The sequence below is a fragment of the Bradyrhizobium cytisi genome, assembly GCF_008123515.1.
GTDB classification, from domain to species: domain Bacteria; phylum Pseudomonadota; class Alphaproteobacteria; order Rhizobiales; family Xanthobacteraceae; genus Bradyrhizobium; species Bradyrhizobium cytisi.
Genome location: NZ_VSSR01000042.1, coordinates 262,226 through 281,169, shown reverse-complemented (window position 1 = coordinate 281,169; position 18,944 = coordinate 262,226). Strand labels below are relative to the sequence as shown.

General features: G+C 65.0%; 20 protein-coding genes. 10 read left to right on the top strand and 10 right to left on the bottom strand.

Features of this window, described 5'->3' with window-relative positions:
- Positions 1-24: 24 nt before the first annotated feature.
- Positions 25-1,308 (bottom strand): phosphopyruvate hydratase, encoded by a 1,284-nt coding sequence (gene eno, locus FXB38_RS25750; RefSeq protein ID WP_148753733.1) that lies wholly within the window; start codon positions 1,306-1,308, stop codon positions 25-27.
- A 126-nt stretch (positions 1,309-1,434) separates the two neighbouring features.
- Here eno and queF point away from each other — a divergent pair, with 126 nt between their 5' ends.
- Both queF and modA read left to right on the top strand, forming a co-directional pair.
- Positions 1,435-1,923, top strand: coding sequence for a preQ(1) synthase (gene queF, locus FXB38_RS25745; RefSeq protein ID WP_148753732.1), 489 nt, complete (start codon positions 1,435-1,437; stop codon positions 1,921-1,923).
- Between the two features lie 16 nt (positions 1,924-1,939).
- Positions 1,940-2,725 carry a molybdate ABC transporter substrate-binding protein gene (gene modA, locus FXB38_RS25740; protein WP_148753731.1) on the top strand — a complete coding sequence of 262 codons (786 nt, stop codon included), beginning with the start codon at positions 1,940-1,942 and terminating at the stop codon, positions 2,723-2,725.
- A 28-nt stretch (positions 2,726-2,753) separates the two neighbouring features.
- Here the strand turns inward: modA and FXB38_RS25735 are convergent, their stop codons facing one another.
- The 6 genes from FXB38_RS25735 to FXB38_RS25710 form a co-directional block, all read right to left on the bottom strand.
- A complete protein-coding gene (locus FXB38_RS25735) occupies positions 2,754-3,986 on the bottom strand; it encodes an HlyD family secretion protein (protein WP_148753730.1) in 1,233 nt (410 codons plus the stop codon).
- Positions 3,979-4,479 (bottom strand): hypothetical protein, encoded by a 501-nt coding sequence (locus FXB38_RS25730; protein WP_148753729.1) that lies wholly within the window; start codon positions 4,477-4,479, stop codon positions 3,979-3,981. Before FXB38_RS25730 ends, FXB38_RS25735 begins: the two co-directional genes overlap by 8 nt.
- A 249-nt stretch (positions 4,480-4,728) precedes the next feature.
- Complete coding sequence (locus FXB38_RS25725) at positions 4,729-5,181, bottom strand: universal stress protein (protein WP_148753728.1); 453 nt, start codon at positions 5,179-5,181, stop codon at positions 4,729-4,731.
- Between the two features lie 119 nt (positions 5,182-5,300).
- Positions 5,301-6,512, bottom strand: coding sequence for an MFS transporter (locus FXB38_RS25720; protein ID WP_148753727.1), 1,212 nt, complete (start codon positions 6,510-6,512; stop codon positions 5,301-5,303).
- A complete protein-coding gene (gene kdsA, locus FXB38_RS25715) occupies positions 6,512-7,363 on the bottom strand; it encodes a 3-deoxy-8-phosphooctulonate synthase (protein WP_148753726.1) in 852 nt (283 codons plus the stop codon). The genes FXB38_RS25720 and kdsA overlap by 1 nt, the downstream gene beginning before the upstream one ends.
- A 126-nt stretch (positions 7,364-7,489) precedes the next feature.
- Complete coding sequence (locus FXB38_RS25710; protein WP_148753725.1) at positions 7,490-7,816, bottom strand: NIPSNAP family protein; 327 nt, start codon at positions 7,814-7,816, stop codon at positions 7,490-7,492.
- 172 nt (positions 7,817-7,988) lie between these two features.
- Between FXB38_RS25710 and FXB38_RS25705 the strand changes: the two genes are divergently transcribed.
- From FXB38_RS25705 to FXB38_RS25690, 4 genes are all read left to right on the top strand, one after another.
- Entirely contained in the window at positions 7,989-8,666 is a 678-nt protein-coding gene (locus tag FXB38_RS25705) for a response regulator transcription factor (RefSeq protein WP_148753724.1), read from the top strand.
- Between the two features lie 10 nt (positions 8,667-8,676).
- Positions 8,677-10,053: a sensor histidine kinase gene (locus tag FXB38_RS25700; protein WP_148753723.1), complete on the top strand. Its 1,377-nt coding sequence runs from the start codon at positions 8,677-8,679 to the stop codon at positions 10,051-10,053.
- Positions 10,054-10,164: 111 nt separating this feature from the next.
- Complete coding sequence (locus FXB38_RS25695) at positions 10,165-10,827, top strand: class I SAM-dependent methyltransferase (RefSeq protein WP_246230132.1); 663 nt, start codon at positions 10,165-10,167, stop codon at positions 10,825-10,827.
- A gap of 148 nt (positions 10,828-10,975) precedes the next feature.
- Positions 10,976-11,305, top strand: a complete 330-nt coding sequence (locus tag FXB38_RS25690; protein WP_246230130.1) for a BrnA antitoxin family protein — start codon at positions 10,976-10,978, stop codon at positions 11,303-11,305.
- On the opposite strand, the gene pyrG is transcribed toward FXB38_RS25690, so the two are convergent.
- From pyrG to tpiA, 3 genes are all read right to left on the bottom strand, one after another.
- Positions 11,268-12,899 carry a CTP synthase gene (gene pyrG / locus FXB38_RS25685; protein WP_148753721.1) on the bottom strand — a complete coding sequence of 544 codons (1,632 nt, stop codon included), beginning with the start codon at positions 12,897-12,899 and terminating at the stop codon, positions 11,268-11,270. The two genes, FXB38_RS25690 and pyrG, sit on opposite strands and share 38 nt — an antisense overlap.
- Before the next feature lie 167 nt (positions 12,900-13,066).
- Positions 13,067-13,456 carry a preprotein translocase subunit SecG gene (gene secG / locus FXB38_RS25680; protein WP_148753720.1) on the bottom strand — a complete coding sequence of 130 codons (390 nt, stop codon included), beginning with the start codon at positions 13,454-13,456 and terminating at the stop codon, positions 13,067-13,069.
- A 143-nt stretch (positions 13,457-13,599) separates the two neighbouring features.
- Positions 13,600-14,355, bottom strand: coding sequence for a triose-phosphate isomerase (gene tpiA, locus FXB38_RS25675; RefSeq protein WP_148753719.1), 756 nt, complete (start codon positions 14,353-14,355; stop codon positions 13,600-13,602).
- 222 nt (positions 14,356-14,577) lie between these two features.
- On the opposite strand from tpiA, the gene FXB38_RS25670 reads away from it, so the two are divergent.
- The 4 genes from FXB38_RS25670 to moaC are packed head-to-tail and all read left to right on the top strand — an operon-like array spanning position 14,578 to position 18,860.
- The gene (locus FXB38_RS25670) at positions 14,578-16,476 is read left to right on the top strand and encodes a SurA N-terminal domain-containing protein (RefSeq protein ID WP_148753718.1); all 1,899 of its coding nucleotides are present in this window, start codon (positions 14,578-14,580) and stop codon (positions 16,474-16,476) included.
- 14 nt (positions 16,477-16,490) lie between these two features.
- Positions 16,491-17,504: an anthranilate phosphoribosyltransferase gene (gene trpD, locus FXB38_RS25665; protein WP_148753717.1), complete on the top strand. Its 1,014-nt coding sequence runs from the start codon at positions 16,491-16,493 to the stop codon at positions 17,502-17,504.
- A 7-nt stretch (positions 17,505-17,511) separates the two neighbouring features.
- Positions 17,512-18,333, top strand: coding sequence for an indole-3-glycerol phosphate synthase TrpC (gene trpC / locus FXB38_RS25660; RefSeq protein WP_148753716.1), 822 nt, complete (start codon positions 17,512-17,514; stop codon positions 18,331-18,333).
- On the top strand, positions 18,333-18,860 hold the full coding sequence (gene moaC, locus FXB38_RS25655; protein WP_148753715.1) for a cyclic pyranopterin monophosphate synthase MoaC: 528 nt from the start codon (positions 18,333-18,335) through the stop codon (positions 18,858-18,860). The genes trpC and moaC overlap by 1 nt, the downstream gene beginning before the upstream one ends.
- The last annotated feature ends 84 nt before the right edge of the window (positions 18,861-18,944 follow it).

Here is an 18,944-nt window from a genome sequence, read left to right as displayed (position 1 = left end):
CTTGTTCAAGCGCTGGCTGCTGGCTTATGCCAGCGCCTTCAGTGCCGCCTTGCCGCCGTAGAGCGCCTGCTTGCCGAGCTGCTGCTCGATGCGGAGGAGCTGGTTGTATTTGGCGGTGCGATCGGAACGTGCAAGGGAGCCGGTCTTGATCTGACCGCAATTGGTGGCGACCGCGAGGTCGGCGATCGTGGAATCCTCGGTCTCGCCCGAGCGGTGCGACATGACCGAGGTGTAGCCGGCCTTGTGCGCCATCTCGACGGCGGCGAGCGTCTCGGTCAGCGTGCCGATCTGGTTGACCTTGATCAGGATCGAGTTGGCGCGGCCGGCCTTGATGCCTTCGGCGAGACGCTTGACGTTGGTGACGAAGAGATCGTCGCCGACCAGCTGGCACTTGTTGCCGACGAGGTCGGTGAGCTCCTTCCAGCCGTCCATGTCGTCTTCCGACATGCCATCTTCGATGGTGACGATCGGATAGCGGCCGACGAGGTCGGCAAGGTACTTGGCCTGCTCGGAGACCGAACGGGTCTTGCCCTCGCCTTCATAGACGTACTTGCCGTCCCTAAAGAATTCGGTCGAGGCGCAATCGAGGCCGATCACGATATCGCTGCCTGCCTTGTAGCCCGCCTTGCCGATCGCGTTCATGACGAACTCGAGCGCGGCATCCGCCGACGGCAGGTTCGGGGCGAAGCCGCCCTCGTCGCCGACATTGGTGTTGTGGCCGGCCTTCTTCAGCTCCGACTTAAGGGTGTGGAACACTTCCGCGCCGTAGCGCAGGCCCTCGGCGAAGGAGGACGCGCCCACGGGCAGGATCATGAACTCCTGGAAGTCGATCGGGTTGTCGGCATGCACGCCGCCATTGATGATGTTCATCATCGGCACCGGCAGCAACCGCGCCGAGGTGCCGCCGACGTAACGATAGAGCGGCATGTCGAGCGAATTCGCGGCCGCCTTGGCGCAGGCGAGCGACACGCCGAGGATGGCGTTGGCGCCGAGCCGGCTCTTGTTCGGCGTGCCGTCGAGGTCGATCATGATCTGGTCGATCTGCGCCTGCTGCTCGGCATCGAGGCCGCTCAGGGCCTCAAAGATCTCGCCATTGACGGCGCCGACCGCCTTGGTGACGCCCTTGCCGAGATAGCGGGTCTTGTCTCCGTCGCGAAGCTCGACCGCCTCATGGGCGCCGGTGGAGGCGCCGGAGGGCACAGCGGCGCGGCCGAGCGCGCCATCTTCCAGCACGACGTCGACCTCGACAGTGGGATTGCCGCGGCTATCGAGGATTTCGCGTCCGATGATTTCGATGATGGCGGTCATGAGGGCCTCTTTTCGGGGAGCAAAGGGGGGCAGTTGGCGGTGCTTCTACCGCAATGCATCGAAGCGGAAAAGGCCGGGTGACGGCCGCGCCACGATTGGCTAAGAGGGCCGCTCGGAGGCGGCCTCATGTCGAAAAAACCCAGCAAATCAAACAACTCACGTTCAGATTCCCCTGCCCTGCAGCTAGGCCGTGCCGTGGAATGGCCGGATGCGCCCGAGAAGGCGAAGCTCGACCGAGTCCCGAATCCGCAAGGAGGAACCGAATATCTGGTCCGTTTCACCGTGCCGGAGTTCACCTCGCTCTGCCCGGTGACCGGCCAGCCCGATTTCGCCCATCTGATGATCGACTACGCGCCCGGCCAATGGCTGCTGGAGTCGAAATCGCTGAAACTCTACATCGCGAGCTTCCGCAACCACGGCGCCTTCCATGAGGACTGCACCGTGATGATCGGCAAGCGCATCGCCGCCGAGATCAAGCCGAAATTCTTGCGCATCGGCGGCTACTGGTACCCGCGCGGCGGCATCCCGATCGATGTGTTCTGGCAGACCGGCCGCGTGCCGAAGGGCCTATGGTTGCCCGAACAAGGCGTCGCGCCCTATCGCGGCCGGGGCTAGTTGGAGACCCGTGACGATGACATCGATACCTGCAAAATTCCGCGGCGTTGCCTTCGGCCTTCTTGGCGTCCTGTGGTTCACCGGCGCGTCCTACGCTGCCGAAGTCCGCGTGATGATCTCGGGAGGATTGACGGCGGCCTTTCAGGCGCTCGTGCCTGAGTTCGAGAAAGCCACCGGCAACAAGGTGCTGACCGCCTACGGGCCGTCGATGGGCACCACCACCAATGCGATTCCGGTCCGGCTCGAGCGCGGCGAGCCGGCGGACGTGCTGATCATGGTGGGCTACGCGCTGACCGATCTCGTCAGCAAGGGCAAGGTCGTGGCCGGCAGCCAGATCGATCTGACGCGATCGCCGATCGGGGTCGCCGTGAAATCGGGGGCGCCGAAGCCGGACATCAGCTCGGTGGACGCAGTCAAGCAGGCGCTACTGGCCGCGAAGACGATCGCCTATTCCGACAGCGCCAGCGGCGTCTACGTCTCGACCGAGATGTTCGACAAGCTCGGAATCACCGAGGCCATGAAGGACAAGGCGCGAAAGATCCCGGCGACGCCGGTCGGCGAGATCGTCGCGCACGGCGAGGCCGAGCTCGGCTTCCAGCAGATCAGCGAATTGAAGCCCGTGAAGGGCATCGACATCGTAGGTCCCCTGCCGAAGGAATTGCAGCAGATCACGATCTTCTCGGCCGGGATCGCGACCGTATCGAAAGAACAAGAGGCCGGCCGCGCCCTGATCAAATTCCTCGCCTCGCCCGCGGCCCGCGACGCGATCATCGCGAGCGGGATGGAGCCGATCGGGCCTTAGTGTCCACGAGAGCAGGCTCGCGGGCAGATCAATGCCCGCTCAGCACCAGCGTCTTGACCGGCAACAGCAGGGCCTGAATCCGCAACAGCATGGCGTGCACAAGTCCGGTCGCATCGACGATGTGCAATGCGAAGCTTTTGAACGCACCGACTTTGCCCGACGCGATCAATTCGTGATTGCTGGTGTAGGCGTTAGCAATGCAACTGCTGCCGGGCGTCACACCCGCTAGGCCGCCCTTGTAGATCGGCTCCATGAAAACGAGAATCGTGCCGGGTCGAACGGTATTCTGCACTTCAAGCAGTTGCTCACCGCCTCTGAACTGGCCCGCTGCGATGTAATCCTGCACGTCCGTGACCACCATCGGAACGATGGTCCATGGCTTTGAAATGCAGGCGGCCTCGGCCACCATTCCGACTTTCATGACTTGCGCTTCGATCTGACCGAACCCCGCCGAAAGTGCGCGTTGCCCAGCGCCTTCGGGGATCAGGACGCCCGCGGACCGCAGCATGGGATTAACGACGTCGCCCGGCCGCAGCAGGAATTGTTCGACACGGCCGTCCACGCCGGCGCGAACGTAGGTCTTGTCCAGATCGACCTGCGCTTCAGCGAGCGCGGCTTCCGCGCTTGCCTTCTCTGCCGGGAGAAGCGCGCTGACGCGCGTCGTTACGGACTGCCTTGCCGCAGTTGCAGCATCGACCGAGCCCTGACGGCCGGCGACGGCCACCTCGAGCTTTTCGATATCCCGCTGCGGCACGATCCCCGGATTGCGTTTCTGTAGCTCGCGCTTGACGTCGAGTTCGTCGTTGGCCTGTTGCAATGCGCTCTTGGCTTCCTGAATCTGGCCTTCCGATTTGAGAATATCGGCCTGCGCCGTCAGCATCGATGCATCGACTTCGGCGATCTTGCGTTTCGCCGTCTCCAGCGACGCCTGCTGTTTGGAATTGTCGAGCCTGAAGATCACGTCGCCTTGCTTGACCGGCGCGCTGTAGTCGACATGAACCTCTGCCACCCGTCCGGTAATCTCGGGGACGATAGGCACGGTCCGATAGTACAACGTAGCCGATGTGGTCGACGGGTGATAATAGAAAATCATCGTAATCAGCGAGACGGTCAGCATCAGGCAGGCAATGATGCCAAATCGCAATTCGAACCAGACCGAATAAAGCGTAATCTCGTGCCCGAGGCGCTTTCCCTGCCGATATCGGCGATAGAGATAGTCGGGAAATATTGTCAGGAGCGAGCAGAGCAGCAGCTCAAGCATGACCGGCCACCTCGCTCTTGGCGCTCTCAGCCTTGAGGCTCTCAGCCTTGGCGCTCTCAGCCTTGGCGCTCTCGGCCTTGGCATCGCCGGCCACAGAAGGTTGCGCAGGACCAGCTCCATTCGATGGCTCGGTCGGATCTTGCTCCGGCGCGACGCCGGCCATCTTCTCGACCGAGCCGGCAATCTTGCGCAGCGGCGTGCTGAAGTCGGGCAGATCGATCATGGCGAGGAACAGGCCGATCACCCAGAACAGGTGGTTGTGCGTGAACAGCGCCAGCAGTCCCAGTACGGCCACGATCTCAAACTGGAATTTCTGCGATTTGTGAGCCTTCCGCTCCGGCAAAGTGTGCAGGTGCAGATAGATATTTCCGACTGCGAGAACGGCGCCGACCAGAACGATTCCGACGACAACCATCAGGACATCGGTGTCTCCCGGCGCGGTGATGAAGGAAGGCAGGTGATGCGGGGCGGCGGGATGAAGCGATTCACTCACGCGTCTCTCCCCGAAATTGCATTGGGAGCCGGCCGCTCCAAATTCATTCTTTCACAATGCCGGAACTTGGCAAGCACAAAGCTCGTGCCACACCTTCAAGATTCGCCTCGGCCCGTCTCGTACGCGCTGGGAAAACAGGCCTTCGCGTTTGCGCGCATCAGCCGCCGCGCCAACAATGAAGCTGTCGCCTTCAGCCGGGAGCGAGCTCGACTGGCTCGACGGATTGGCGGCCAACGGGCGTGCACGCGACTACGGCACGACCAATACCGGCACGCTTCCGTTGACGAGAACTTCGGATGTCTGACTTCCCAGGAACAGCTTCCTGAGGCCGCGACGTCCATGCGAGGCCATGACAATCAAATCGCAGCCCCTGGACTTTGCCGTTTCGACAATCGCGGTGGCTGGGTGCGCATTCGGAACGTGTAAGAGCTCTACCGGCAGCCCGCTCCGCTCTGCCATGGACCGAGCTTGATCGAGCACCTTGCCCGCGCGCTGCTTGCAGGCTGCGTCAAACTGATCAATCTCTTCTTGCGAGGGAACCCATCCCGAATCGAATCCGCCGCCATAGTCGATCGGCAGCGGTTCCGTCACGGTGACGATTGTCGCTTTGGCATTCAAGGCCTTTGCCAGAGCAATTCCATGCTCAACGCCTTTTCTTGCGACATCCGAGCCATCGGTGCTCAAGAGGATATTGGCGTACATTGGGTGGCTCCTTGCTGATTGCCCCCTGCAAGTGATGCCTCCGAATATGGTCCGATCCCGGCCTCCGGTCTATTCGCTTTTATTTCAATCTCAATATCTCGGCCCGCGAAACACTGGCCTCAGGCACGCGCGTCGGACGGTGCCCGCGGCTTGAGGAGCGCGGCGCAGGCAAGGCCCAGCAGCACCATGAGCACGGCACTCGCGACCAGCGTCGGCGCCTTGCCGGTATGCGCAAGCCCGAACCCGTAGGCCAGCGGTCCGACCGTCTGGCCCATGAAGAAAAAGAACGAGTGCAGCGACATCGCCGTCGCACGCGCCTCGACCGACAGCTCGCTGGCGAACACCTGCAGGCAGCCGTGGATCATGTAGAAGCCCCAGCCCATCAGCAGCATGATGGCGAATTGGACTTTCCAGCCGGGCCCAAGAGCGAGTGCCGCGAGCTGGAGCGCGACGAGGCTCGCGCCTGCGATCATCATGCCCCTGACGCCCAGTCGCGGCAGGAAGCGCGAGACCGTGAACGTGTAGAACAGGCCACCGACCGCGAAACCCGCGATCACGATGCCCGCGATCGACAGCGAGGTCTCGCCGAGATCGAACAGCAGAGCGGCGATGAAGGGAAACAGCCCGAACACGCAGCAGCCCTCGACGAACACGGCCGAATAGCAATAGCGCGCGTTGGGATTGGCGAGGATGGTGCGATAGCCCTGCCGCAAGGTCTTCAGGTCGCTCCTCGGCCGAGCCGTCAGGGCGGCGCCGCGAAAGCCCGCCGCGACCGCGACCGCCGCGATCAGCCCGAGCGCCCCGATGATCACGAGCACGCCGCGCCAGCCGACGAGATCGCCGATGATGCCCGAGGCGGTCGCGCCGAGCAGATTGCCGGTCATCGAACCGGCAAGCGTGCGTCCGATCGCCACCTGCCGCTTGGCTGGTGCTACCAGGTCGGCGGTGAGGCCGAGCGCAACCGGGAACACGCCACCCGAGGCGATGCCGGCGAGCATGCGGCTCGCGAACAGGCCCGAGAAGGAGGTCGAGAGCGCGCCGAGAACGCAGGCGACGCCGAGCAGCGCCAGGCACAACGTCATCAGCCGCGCCTTGCCGAACAGATCGGCCGCCGCACCGACGATCGGCTGGATCAGCGCGTAGATCAGGGCATAGCCGGCCGCGATGCTCGCCGCCGTCGTGATGCTGATCGAAAATTCCTCCGCGATGTGCGGCAGCACCGGGTCGAGCGCCCGCGTCGACAATGCAGCCGAGAAGCTCGCAAGCGCGATGATGTTGATCGCAGGCGGAAACCTCTGGTCGGTCGACGGCCTGGCCACGGGCTCGTGCATCAGTGCATTTGGCCCTTGGCGATCGTATCGAACGCCATCAGCGTACGGATCAAGCCTTCGAACTCGCGCAGCGGCACCATGTTGGGCCCGTCCGACGGCGCGCGGTCGGGATCGGGGTGAGTCTCGATGAAGACGCCGGCGACACCGACGGCGACGGCCGCGCGCGCCAGCACCGGCACGAATTCGCGCTCGCCGCCGGAGGACGCACCCTTCCCGCCCGGCTGCTGCACCGAATGGGTCGCGTCGAAAATCACGGGCGCGCCTGTGGTGCGCGCCATGATCGGCAGCGCGCGCATGTCCGATACCAGCGTGTTGTAGCCGAAGGACGCGCCGCGCTCGGTGACGAGCACGTTGGGATTGTTCGCGCTGGTGATCTTGGCGACCACGTTCGTCATGTCCCAGGGGGCGAGAAACTGGCCCTTCTTGACGTTGATGACCTTGCCGGTAGCGGCCGCGGCCAGCAGCAGATCGGTCTGCCGGCACAGGAAGGCCGGAATCTGCAGGATGTCGACGGCTTGCGCGACGTCGGCGCATTGCCCGGCATCGTGCACGTCGGTCAGCACGGGCAGGCCGAGCGAGGACCGGATCTCGGCGAAGATCGGGAGCGACTGCGCCAAGCCGAGACCGCGTTCCGCCGAGGCGCTGGTGCGGTTGGCCTTGTCGAAGGAGGTCTTGTAGACGAGGCCGATCTTCAGCCGCGCGGCGATCTCCTTCAGCGCGGAGGCCACCTCCAGCGCATGCTGGCGGCTTTCGAGCTGGCACGGGCCGGCAATGATCGAGATCGGCAGTTCATTGCCGAACTTGGCCGTGCCAACAGTGACGACCGGGGCCGCGGATGATGAAGAGCTCAAGGCCAATTCCCTCGTTTCGCCGCGACCATAGCGGTGATGAGGGGCCGATCAACCCCATTCGGCCCGGGCTATCAGAATATCAGGGTTGCGCGAGAGGTCCCCGCCGCAACCCATGCCGGACAAGCGCTATTTGACCGACGAAAAGGCGGTCGGCGTCAGCAGCTGGCTGACGATGTTGCCGACGATCTGGCCGTCCGCTTCGCTCTCGGCGCGCCCCTTTATCCAGTCCGGATCGGTCATGAACTTGCCCCACTTGGTCTCGCGCTCGGCAAGCGATTCCCAGGCCAGGAAGTAGGTCAGCTCCTGGTTGGATTCACCGATCAGCGTGGTGAAGAAGCCGGCCTGGCGGATGCCGTGCTTCTCCCAGAGCTTCAGCGTCACCGTCTCGAACCGCTTCAACAGCGCCGGAAGGCGGCCGGGCAGGCAGTGATAGACGCGCATCTCGTAGATCATTGTTGTATTCCTCCCTGGACAGGTGCGGAGGTTATAACGATCGGCCCTGATACTGTCTTGAGCCCTGCCCGGCGGCCCCCGCGGCGTTTCGCGCATGGCTGGTCCTGTTCCCGCAATGCTGCCGCAATGATCGGGCCGCTAGAATGGCTCAATGGGGTTGAGGTGGCGGATCATGCGAATCTTGCTCGTCGAGGATGAGGCGGAGATGGCCACAGCGCTGTCGTCGGCGCTCAGGCGCTACGACATGGTGGTGGATCACGCCCCCACGCTTGCGGATGCTGAGGAAGCGATTTCCGCCGACGTCCATGCCGCCGTCCTGCTCGACCGCCAGCTTCCCGACGGCGACGGCCTCGCCCTGATCCCGAAGCTTCGCGCACGCGCCGACGGCGTGCCGATCATCGTCCTGACCGCTCGCGGCGAGCTCGCCGACCGCATCGCCGGGCTCGACAGCGGCGCCGACGATTATCTCGCCAAGCCGTTCGCGGTCGAGGAGTTATTGGCGCGACTGCGCGCCGTGCTGCGGCGGCCCGCGGGGCTGTCTCCGGACGTCATCCGCACCGGCCGCCTCGCCTTCGATGTCGGCCATCGCGAGGCCAGCATCGACGACCAGCCGTTCGAGCTGCCGCGCCGCGAGCTGCTGGTGCTCGAAGCCCTGATCCGCCGGATGGGCCGCACGGTGCTGCGCGCAGCGCTGGAAGAGGCTGTCTACAATTTCGACGACGAAATCCAGTCGAATGCGCTGGACACCCATGTCTCGCGGCTGCGCCGCAAGCTCACTGATGCCGACGCCGGCGTGGAGATCCACGGCATTCGCGGCGTCGGCTATCTCCTGAGGAAGCTGCCGACTTGAAGAAGCCAACATGAGCAAGCACGACGATCCCTATTGCCTGCGCTCGCGATTGAGCTGGCGCCTGCTTGCGCTCCAGGCCGCACTGTTGCTGGCGCTGGTTGCTGTTGTCGTCGGTGCGCTCTGCGCCTCAGGCTTCGTGCTCGCGGATCGCGACGAGGATCGCGTCATCGATGTCGTGGAGCGCGCGCTCGCGCGTAACGCTGAAGGCGACCTGACCCTGCGCCAGACGCCCGACCTGAAACAATTGCGTGCCGAGACACCGGACCTCTGGTTTCTGGTCCGCGACCGGCAGGGACATTCGCTCACTGAAGGCGCCGCGCCGGCGGAATTCGCGGCAATCGGCGGCAGCCTCGACCAGATCAGCCAGGCGCGGCTCGGCTGGCAGATGTTCGAGGACGACCCGCGAAAGCCGGCGGCGCGGCTGAAGCGCGTCGACACCGATGCCGGCAATGTGCAGATCATCACGGCGACGCAGGGACGGCTGACCGGCGCCAAGGCGCTGTTGATGACCTCGCTGGCGTTTCTCGGCATCGCCCTGCCCGGCCTGCTCGTGATGGGCACCGCGACCTTCATCGCGACGCCGATGATCGTGCAGCGCGCTTTCAGGGGGTTGGATGCGACCGCGGATCAAGCGCGGCGCATCGACATCCATCAGCGCGGCGCGCGGCTGTCGGTGGAGAAAGTTCCGCTGGAGGTCGTACCGCTGGTCACCGCAGTTAACGAGGCGCTGGCGCGACTCGATCAGGGCTATGCCCGTCACAAGCGCTTTGTTGCGGATGCCGCGCACGAGCTGCGGACGCCGATCGCGATCCTGAACACGCGGCTGGAATCGCTCCCCTCCGGTCCGGACAAGACCCGGCTGCTGGAGGATGCCGCGCGGCTGGCGACGCTCGCCGAGCAGTTGCTCGACATCCAGCGGCTTGACCGTTGCGGTCATCCCTTCACGCGCGTCGACCTCGTCGCGATGGCGCAAAGCGCGGCCGCCGACCTCGCACCGCTCGCGATCGCCGCGGGCTACGAGCTGGAGCTCGATGCACCCTCAACGCCGATCGAGACGATCGGCGATGCCGCCGCGCTGGAGCGCGCGCTGACCAATCTCGTGCAGAACGCGATCCAGCACGGCCCTCGCCGCGGCACGATCGGCATTCGCGTGAGCAAGCCCGCCTGCATCGAGGTCACCGACGAAGGCGCCGGCATTCCCGCTGATCAACGCGCGCAGATTTTCGAACCGTTCTACCGGCTCACGCCGCTCGATCGCGGCGCCGGCCTCGGTCTCAACATGGTGCGCGAGATCGTGCTCCTGCATGGCGGACAGGTCTCGGTCACCGATGGCGCGGACGGCGGCACCTGCTTCAGATTGACGCTGCGGCCAGGCCCGCAGAGTTGATTCAATCCGCTTTCATGGCTCACAGCGCAATGCTGTCGCAATCCACTCCCGCGACAGTGCATCCGCCTCACCTCTAATCCTCCGAGGTGCAATCGAAATGCCGGAGTGCGCATGCCCAACGATTTTCTGTCCTTCTTTATTTCCTGGATGTCTTCGCCGCGCCGGGTCGGCGCCATCGCGCCATCGGGCGCGGCGCTCGCCGATCTCATCACGCGCGAGATCACCGAGAAGACCGGCCCGATCCTCGAGCTCGGTCCCGGCACCGGCGCCTTCACCTACAAGCTCTTGAAGCGCGGCGTCAGGCCACAGGATCTCACGCTGATCGAATACGGCTCGGACTTCATGAAGCTCTTGCAGATGCGCTTCCCCGGCGCGCGCGTGCTGTGGATGGATGCGGGGCGGCTGGCGACGGAGCGGCTCTATGACGGTGCGCCCGTCGGCGCGGTCGTGAGCGGCCTGCCGCTGCTCAACATGTCGACGCGCAAGGTGGTCTCGATCCTCGGTGGCGCGTTCAGCTATGTCCGCCCCGGCGGCGCCTTCTACCAGTTCACCTATGGCATGAGCTGCCCGATCCCGCGGCCGGTGCTCGACCGTCTCGGCCTGCGCGCGACGCTGGTCGATCGCGCCTTCCTGAACGTGCCGCCCGCCGCCGTCTACAAGCTGACGCGGCGGCCGCAGATGACGCTCATTGCGGGATCGGTTGCGCCTGAGCAATCGACAAGACGAACGTTAGCGACGATGGACATCGAGCGCGATTGCACCCTCGCTCCCTAAGGCGGAGCACTGGCGGGGTTGCAGCCCAATGGCGCTGCGATACGATGCGGTTGCCCCGATGCGGCGCACGACCTGGTGTTCACCGTTCGCGACGAGCGGTATCGACCGATCAGCCTGCGGCGTGCTCATGCCAAGGAGGTGAAGCGTCATGTCCCGGAAGACTAGGCAACCTGCCCCCGACAAGGAGAATCCCGAGTGGACCCGGGAGGACTTTGCGAAGGCGACCAAGTTTCCCGCTGGAGTCCGGTTGAGCGACATGAAGCCGGCTCAGCTTGCATCATTGGTCGGCAAACGCGGCCCTCAGAAGACTCCGACCAAAATTCCGGTGTCGATCCGGCTCAGCCCTGAAGTGGTTCAACACTTCAAGGCGAAGGGGCCTGGCTGCAATCGAAGATTGATGCAGCCCTACGCAAGATGGTCAAGAAGGCGGGCTGAACCGATTACACCAACCGGCTCTGCACCATCGCCGCCTGGATGAACGAGGCGAACAGCGGGTGCGGCTCGAAGGGGCGCGACTTCAGCTCGGGGTGGAACTGGACGCCGATGAACCAGGGGTGATCCTCGTACTCGACGATCTCCGGCAGCACGCCGTCGGGCGAGAGGCCGGAGAATTTCAGGCCGTGCTGCTCGAGACGGTCCTTGTAGGCGGTGTTGACCTCATAGCGGTGGCGGTGGCGTTCCGAAATCTCGGTTGCGCCGCCATAGACCTGCGAGACGCGGCTGCCGCGATCGAGCGCGGCGGGATAAGCGCCAAGCCGCATCGTGCCGCCGAGATCGCCGGCCCGCGAGCGCTTCTCGAGCTCGTTGCCGCGCAGCCACTCCGTCATCAGGCCGACCAGCGGCTCCTTGGTCGGGCCGAATTCGGTGGAGTTGGCCTCCTCGATGCCGACGAGGTTTCGCGCGGCCTCGATCACCGCCATCTGCATGCCGAAGCAGATGCCAAAATACGGCACGTCGCGCTCGCGCGCGAACTGTGCCGCCTTGATCTTGCCCTCCGCGCCGCGCTGGCCGAAGCCGCCGGGCACCAGGATGCCGTTGACGTGCTCGAGGAACGGCGCCGGATCTTCCTTCTCGAAGATCTCGCTCTCGATCCAGTCGAGATTGACCTTCACCTTGTTGGCGATGCCGCCATGCGAGAGCGCCTCGATCAGCGACTTATACGCATCCTTCATGCCGGTGTATTTGCCGACGATGGCGATGGTGACATCGCCCTCGGGATTACGGATGCGCTCGTTGATCTGGTGCCAGCTCTTGAGCACCGGCGGGATGCGCGATTCGATGCCGAAGGCGGCGAGCACTTCGTCGTCGAGGCCCGCCGCGTGATAGGCTTCGGGCACGGCATAGATGCTGTCGGCATCGCGCGCCTCGATCACGGCGCTCTCGCGCACGTTACAGAACAGGCCGAGCTTGCGCCGCTCTTCCTTCGGGATCTCGCGATCGGTGCGGCAGAGCAGGATGTCCGGCTGGATGCCGATCGAACGCAGCTCCTTCACCGAGTGCTGCGTCGGCTTCGTCTTCAGCTCGCCGGCGCTCGGGATGTACGGCAGCAGTGTGAGGTGAATGTAGATGGCGTGATCGCGCGGCAGCTCGTTCTTGAGCTGACGGATCGCCTCGAAGAACGGCAGGCCCTCGATGTCTCCGACGGTGCCGCCGATCTCGACCAGCACGAAATCGTAATCGTCATTGCCGGAGAGGACGAATTCCTTGATCGCGTTGGTGACGTGCGGCACCACCTGGATGGTCGCGCCGAGATAATCGCCGCGGCGCTCCTTCGAGATGATGTCCTGGTAGATGCGCCCCGTCGTGATGTTGTCCTGCTTCGTCGCAGGCCGCCCGGTGAAGCGCTCGTAATGACCGAGATCGAGATCGGTCTCCGCGCCGTCATCGGTCACGAACACTTCGCCGTGCTGATACGGCGACATCGTTCCGGGATCGAGGTTGAGATAGGGGTCGAGCTTGCGGAGGCGGACCTTGTAGCCCCGGGCCTGCAGCAGGGCACCGAGTGCCGCTGAAGCCAAACCCTTGCCGAGCGAAGAAACCACGCCGCCGGTGATGAATATGTACCGCGCCATGGGACCTAACCTCTAATCCCTCGAATCCGATTCGCCAAAGCGATTCGCATTCCGCCCCAAAGAATCCTGCGGGACTGTGGGTGAGCCAAAACTAAGAGTGGTGACAGAGCCTTGATGGGGGTTGTTGATGCAGGATGGTAGCCACCGCCCTGCATGGCGCCCCTGCTTTATTGCGAGCGAGGCACCTGCGGGCCACTCGGCGCTGCCGGGGCCTGCTGCTGCTCGTCCGCCTTCTTCAGCGTATCCAGAATGCCGCCCGAGGTCGGCGGGGTGATCGGTCCACCGCCGGCCGGCTGGGTCTGCGACGCCGGCTGGCCGATGATCGAGGACGGTGCACGGTTGTAGCCGGCATACCAGGACAGGAACAGGCTGGTCAGGAAGAACCCGGCAGCCAGGACCGCGGTGGTGCGCGACAACAGATTCGCGGTGCCGCGGCTCGACATGAAGCCCGCGCCTCCGCCCATGCCGAGGCCGCCGCCTTCCGACTTCTGGAGCAGCACGGCACCGATCATGACGGCCACGATCATGAGGTGGATGACGATGACAACAGTCTGCATAGTATCCTTCCGTCACAAGCCGACAGCGCCGGTACCGGCAGCCGATCGCGCTTCGCGGGTTTTCCTGAAGTTGCGCGGTGTTACACGATCGGAAACGGCATTGCCACCCCCGATCGGCCACGGCCCCGCGCTTTACGAATTAGCTAGGGGCAGCCCTTGGCGATCGCAAGGAAATCGGCCGCCTTCAGGCTGGCACCGCCGACCAACGCGCCGTTGACGTTTTTGACCGCCATCAGCTCGGCCGCGTTCGACGGCTTGACCGAGCCGCCATACAGGATCCGCATCGCTACCCCATCCGCCTTGAAACGGGAGGTCAGGAGTTCCCGGATAAAGCCATGAATCTGCTCGACATCCTCGGACGTGGGAGTCAGGCCCGTGCCGATCGCCCAGACCGGCTCATAGGCCACGACCAGATTGGCTGCGGTGGAGCCGTCCGGGAGCGAGCCGTTGAGCTGGCCGCGGACGATGTCCAGGGTCTGCCCGGCATCGCGCTGGGCCTGCGTCTCGCCGATGCAGACGATCGCGACCGCTCCTGCCCGCCAGACGGCCTCCGCCTTCTGCCGGATCAGCGCATCGCTCTCGCCATGGTCGGCGCGGCGCTCGGAATGGCCGACAATGATGGCGGTCGCGCCCGCGTCCGCCAGCATTTCGGCCGCGATGTCGCCGGTATGGGCGCCGGAGGCCTTGGGATGGCAATCCTGGGCCCCTACGGCGACCTTCTTGCCGTGCGCCTTGTCGGCAAAGGCTGCGATCAGGGTTGCCGGCGGGCAGACCAGCAGATCGGCCTTGCCGGCCACCTCTGCCGCGCCATTGAGCATGGCGTCGAATTCGGCGGCCGCGGCCTTCAGGCCGTTCATTTTCCAGTTGCCGGCAATCAGCGGTCGGATGGCATCGGTCATGTCAATTCCCAGCAAAATGAGGTTTGTGCATGCGCTAGCAGAGGTGTCGCGGCAGTTCCAGAGACCAGGGGCTTTTAACCGCAGCTTCGAAGCGCGGCCTGAGCTGAGGTTGCGGGGGGAAAGCCGCCACTTTATGATGGCATATCAATTTGGTGACGCGCTTCTGCGGAATCTGCATTAAGACGCGCTCCCGTTCCCCTCCTTTCAGACAAGTTGGACCAAATGCTTCGAGGAATGCGCAAGGCCTCATCAAACTGGGTCGGCAAGACCATCATGGCCGTCGTGATGGGCGTGTTGATCATCAGCTTCGGCATTTGGGGCATCGCCGACATCTTCCGGGGCTTCGGACAGTCCACGGTGGCCAAGGTCGGCCACACCGAGATTTCGCTGAACGAGTTCCGCCAGATCTACACCGACCGCCTCCAGCAGATCGGCCGCCAGTTCGGCCGCCCGCTGACGCCGGAACAGGCGCGCGCATTCGGCCTTGACCGCCAGGTGCTCCAGCAGACGATTGCGGAAGCCGCCCTCGACGAGAACGCACGCCGGCTCGGGCTCGGCCAATCCGATGAGCAGATCCGACAGCTCATCATGAACGATCCGAACTTCAATGGCGTCGATGGCAAATTCGACGCGAACCGCTTCCAGAGCCTGATCCGCAATTTCGGCTACACCGAGCAGCGCTACGTGGCCGAACAGCGCAAGGTAGCGCTGCGCCGGCAGATCACCGGCACGATCGGCGCCGGCCTCGAGCCGCCGAAAGCCATGCTCGACGTCGCGACCCGCTTCCAGAACGAGCAGCGCGCGATCGAGTTCGTCAGGCTCGACACGGCCCAGGCAGGCACCATCGAGGCGCCCTCGCCCGAGGCGCTCGCCGCCTATTTCGAGGATCACAAGGTCCAGTTCCGCGCGCCCGAATACCGCAAGATCGTCTTCGCTGTGATCTCGCCTGAGGAGATCGCCAAGTGGAGCGATGTTTCAGATGACGACGCGAAGAAACTGTTCGACCAGCGCAAGGACCAGCTCTCCACGCCGGAGAAGCGCCAGATCCACCAGATCGTGTTCCCGAACGCTGCCGACGCGCAGGCCGCGCGCGAGCGCCTCGCCGGCGGCCTCTCCTTCGAGGACCTCGGCAAGGAGCGCGGACTGAGCGCCACCGACGTCGATCTCGGGCTCGTGGCCAAATCAGCACTCGAATCCGCTGTCGGGGATGCCGCCTTCGCGCTTGCCGCAGGCGAGGTCAGCCAGCCGATCCAGGGCCGTCTCGGCGTCTCGATCGTCAAGGTCGACAAGATCGAGCCGGGTGCCGAGGCCGACTACGCCAAATTTGCCGGCGACGTGAAGCGCCAGATCGCGACCGAGCGCGCCCGCGTCAAGGTCGGCGAGCTCCGCGACAAGATGGAAGACGAGCGCGGCGCAGGCACCAGCGTCGCCGATGCCGCCCAGAAGCTCGGGCTCACCGCCGTGACCATCGATGCCGTCGACCGCTCGGGCCGCGCGCCGAACGGGCAGACCGTCGCCAACATTCCGCAGGGCCTCGATGTGGTGTCGCAGGCCTTCAACAGCGACGTCGGCGTCGACAACGACCCGATCTCGTTCAAGGGCGGCTATGTCTGGTACGACGTGGTCGCCATCACGCCGTCGCGCGACCGCAACCTCGACGAGGTTCGAGACCAGGTCGAGGCCCGCTGGCGCCAGGACCAGATCGCCACCAAGCTGAAGGCGAAGGCGACCGAGATGGTGCAGAAGCTCGAACAGGGCGGCAGGCTCGCTGACGAGGCGGCCGCGATCAACGCCAAGGTCGAGACCGCCAGCGGCTTCAAGCGCGACGACACGCCCGCCAGCGTGCCCGCGAACATCGTTGCGGCCGCTTTCCGCACCGCCAAGGACGGCGTCGGACAGGCGCCCGTGACCGGCGGCGGCGAAGTCATCGTCTACCGCGTCACCGACATCGTCGATCCCGCGGCCGACACGGCCTCCGACGCCGTCAAGAAGCTGAAGGACAGCACCGACCGGTCGTTGACCGACGAGCAGGTTGCCTCCTACGTCAACAAGCTTGAAGCCGACATCGGGACCACCATCAATCAGGCCGCCTTCGCGCAGGTGACCGGCGCGAACCAGTGAGTTGAAAGCACGCGATGGACGACCTGAAATCGATCATTGGAAAAGTGGCGACCGGCGCCAGCCTGTCGCGTGACGAGGCCGCTTCCGCCTTCGACGCCGTGATGTCCGGCGAGGCTACGCCCTCGCAGATGGGCGGCCTGCTGATGGCGCTGCGGGTGCGCGGCGAGACCGTGGACGAGATCACCGGCGCGGTCACGGCGATGCGCTCGAAGATGCTCACGGTCGATGCGCCTGCGGACGCCGTCGACATCGTCGGCACCGGCGGCGACGGCTCCGGCTCGGTCAACGTCTCGACCTGCGCGTCGTTCATCGTCGCGGGCACGGGCCTCCCCGTGGCCAAGCATGGCAACCGCGCGCTGTCGTCGCGCTCGGGCGCCGCCGACGTGCTGGCCTCGCTCGGCGTGAAGATCGACCTCAAGCCCGAGCAGGTCGGGCGCTGCGTGCGCGAATGCGGCATCGGCTTCATGTTCGCGCCGGCTCATCATCCCGCCATGAAGAACGTCGGCCCGACCCGGGTCGAGCTCGCGACGCGCACGATCTTCAATCTGCTCGGCCCGCTGTCCAACCCCGCCGGCGTGAAGCGGCAGATGGTCGGGGTGTTCTCGCGGCAATGGGTGCAGCCGCTGGCGCAGGTGCTGAAGAACCTCGGCTCCGAATCCGCCTGGGTGGTGCACGGCTCCGACGGGCTGGACGAGATCACCCTCACTGGCCCGAGCTTCGTCTCCGCACTCCACCATGGCGAGATCAGGAATTTCGAGGTGACGCCCGAGGACGCCGGCCTGTCGCGCTGCGAGCCCGGTGCACTCAAGGGGGGCGATGCCGACGCCAATGCGATCGCGCTGCAAAGCGTGCTCGACGGCATGCCGAGCCCCTATCGCGACGTCGCACTCCTCAACGCCGCGGCCGCGCTCATCGTCGCCGGACGCGCCAAGGACCTTAAGGAGGGCGTCGCGATCGGAGCAAAATCGCTCGACAGCGGCGCGGCGAGCGCGCGGCTGAAGCATCTGATCGCGGTCTCGAACAGCTGAGCTTGTCATGTCTGATATCCTGACCAAGATCGAAGCCTACAAGCGCGAGGAGATTGCCGCAGCCAAGCGCGCGCAGCCGCTCGCGGCGGTGGAGGCAAAGGCCAATGCGCAAGGCGCGCCGCGCGGTTTCGTGCGCGCGATCAGGGCCAAGCACGCCAATGGCGACTATGCGCTGATCGCCGAGGTGAAGAAGGCCTCGCCGTCCAAGGGGCTGATCCGCGAAGATTTCGATCCGCCCGTGCTCGCCCAGGCCTATGAGGCGGGCGGCGCGGCTTGCCTGTCGGTGCTGACCGACACGCCCTCGTTCCAGGGCCATCTCGACTTCATGGTGGCCGCGCGCGCAGCCACGTCACTGCCGGTGCTGCGCAAGGATTTCCTGTTCGACACCTATCAGGTGGTCGAGGCCCGCGCGCATGGCGCCGATTGCATTCTCATCATCATGGCCGCGCTCGACGACGCCACCGCCAGGGACCTCGAAGACGCTGCCATCGCCTATGGCATGGATGTGCTGATCGAGATCCATGACGGCGCCGAGCTTGATCGCGCGCTGAAGCTGCGTTCGCCGATGATCGGGGTCAACAACCGCAATCTGCGCACCTTCGAGACCACGCTTGCGACCAGCGAGACGCTGGCGCCGCTGATCCCCGACGAGCGGCTGATGGTCGGCGAGAGCGGCATCTTCACGCCTGCCGACCTCGCCCGGCTCGAGCGCGTCGGCATGTCGACCTTCCTGGTCGGCGAGAGCCTGATGCGGCAGGCCGACGTCACCGCGGCGACGCGCACGCTGCTCGCGCGCGAGACCAAAGCCCGCGCCACAGGCGCGCGCTGATGGCGCGCAAGCCGTCCAAGACCAAGCAGAAGACCAAGCCGTCGAACAAGGCGAGCCCTGCCCTCACCCATATCAGCGCCTCCGGCGAGGCGCGGATGGTCGACGTCTCGGACAAGACCGCAACCGAGCGGCTCGCCGTCGCCGAAGGGCGCGTCGTCATGGAAAGGGCGACGCTCGACCTGATCGTCTCCGGCAATGCCAGGAAGGGCGACGTGCTCGGCACCGCGCGCATCGCCGGAATCATGGCGGCGAAACGCACCTCCGAGCTGATCCCGCTCTGTCATCCGCTCGCGCTGTCGAAAGTCACGGTCGACATCGAGCCCGACGCGAAGCTGCCGGGCTGCGTGGTGCGTGCCAGCGTCAAGGTGACCGGCCCCACCGGCGTCGAGATGGAAGCGCTGACGGCGGTCTCTGTCGCCTGCCTCACCATCTACGACATGATCAAGGCGGTGGAGCGCGGCGTCCGCATCGAGGGCATCCGGCTCGTCGAGAAGCTCGGCGGCAAGTCGGGCCACTACCGCGCCTGATCACGCCATGCGCATCGATTGCATTTGTGTGTTGCAGTTTATGCCGCGTTAACCCCGCTTCCTAACGTCGCCTCCACATCGATC

Coding starts and splice junctions, on each gene's coding strand:
- eno (WP_148753733.1), bottom strand. CDS start 1,308: ATGACCGCCATCATCGAAATCATCGGACGCGAAATCCTCGATAGCCGC.
- queF (WP_148753732.1), top strand. CDS start 1,435: ATGTCGAAAAAACCCAGCAAATCAAACAACTCACGTTCAGATTCCCCT.
- modA (WP_148753731.1), top strand. CDS start 1,940: ATGACATCGATACCTGCAAAATTCCGCGGCGTTGCCTTCGGCCTTCTT.
- FXB38_RS25735 (WP_148753730.1), bottom strand. CDS start 3,986: ATGCTTGAGCTGCTGCTCTGCTCGCTCCTGACAATATTTCCCGACTAT.
- FXB38_RS25725 (WP_148753728.1), bottom strand. CDS start 5,181: ATGTACGCCAATATCCTCTTGAGCACCGATGGCTCGGATGTCGCAAGA.
- FXB38_RS25720 (WP_148753727.1), bottom strand. CDS start 6,512: ATGCACGAGCCCGTGGCCAGGCCGTCGACCGACCAGAGGTTTCCGCCT.
- FXB38_RS25710 (WP_148753725.1), bottom strand. CDS start 7,816: ATGATCTACGAGATGCGCGTCTATCACTGCCTGCCCGGCCGCCTTCCG.
- FXB38_RS25705 (WP_148753724.1), top strand. CDS start 7,989: ATGCGAATCTTGCTCGTCGAGGATGAGGCGGAGATGGCCACAGCGCTG.
- FXB38_RS25700 (WP_148753723.1), top strand. CDS start 8,677: ATGAGCAAGCACGACGATCCCTATTGCCTGCGCTCGCGATTGAGCTGG.
- FXB38_RS25695 (WP_246230132.1), top strand. CDS start 10,165: ATGCCCAACGATTTTCTGTCCTTCTTTATTTCCTGGATGTCTTCGCCG.
- FXB38_RS25690 (WP_246230130.1), top strand. CDS start 10,976: ATGTCCCGGAAGACTAGGCAACCTGCCCCCGACAAGGAGAATCCCGAG.
- pyrG (WP_148753721.1), bottom strand. CDS start 12,899: ATGGCGCGGTACATATTCATCACCGGCGGCGTGGTTTCTTCGCTCGGC.
- secG (WP_148753720.1), bottom strand. CDS start 13,456: ATGCAGACTGTTGTCATCGTCATCCACCTCATGATCGTGGCCGTCATG.
- tpiA (WP_148753719.1), bottom strand. CDS start 14,355: ATGACCGATGCCATCCGACCGCTGATTGCCGGCAACTGGAAAATGAAC.
- FXB38_RS25670 (WP_148753718.1), top strand. CDS start 14,578: ATGCTTCGAGGAATGCGCAAGGCCTCATCAAACTGGGTCGGCAAGACC.
- trpD (WP_148753717.1), top strand. CDS start 16,491: ATGGACGACCTGAAATCGATCATTGGAAAAGTGGCGACCGGCGCCAGC.
- trpC (WP_148753716.1), top strand. CDS start 17,512: ATGTCTGATATCCTGACCAAGATCGAAGCCTACAAGCGCGAGGAGATT.
- moaC (WP_148753715.1), top strand. CDS start 18,333: ATGGCGCGCAAGCCGTCCAAGACCAAGCAGAAGACCAAGCCGTCGAAC.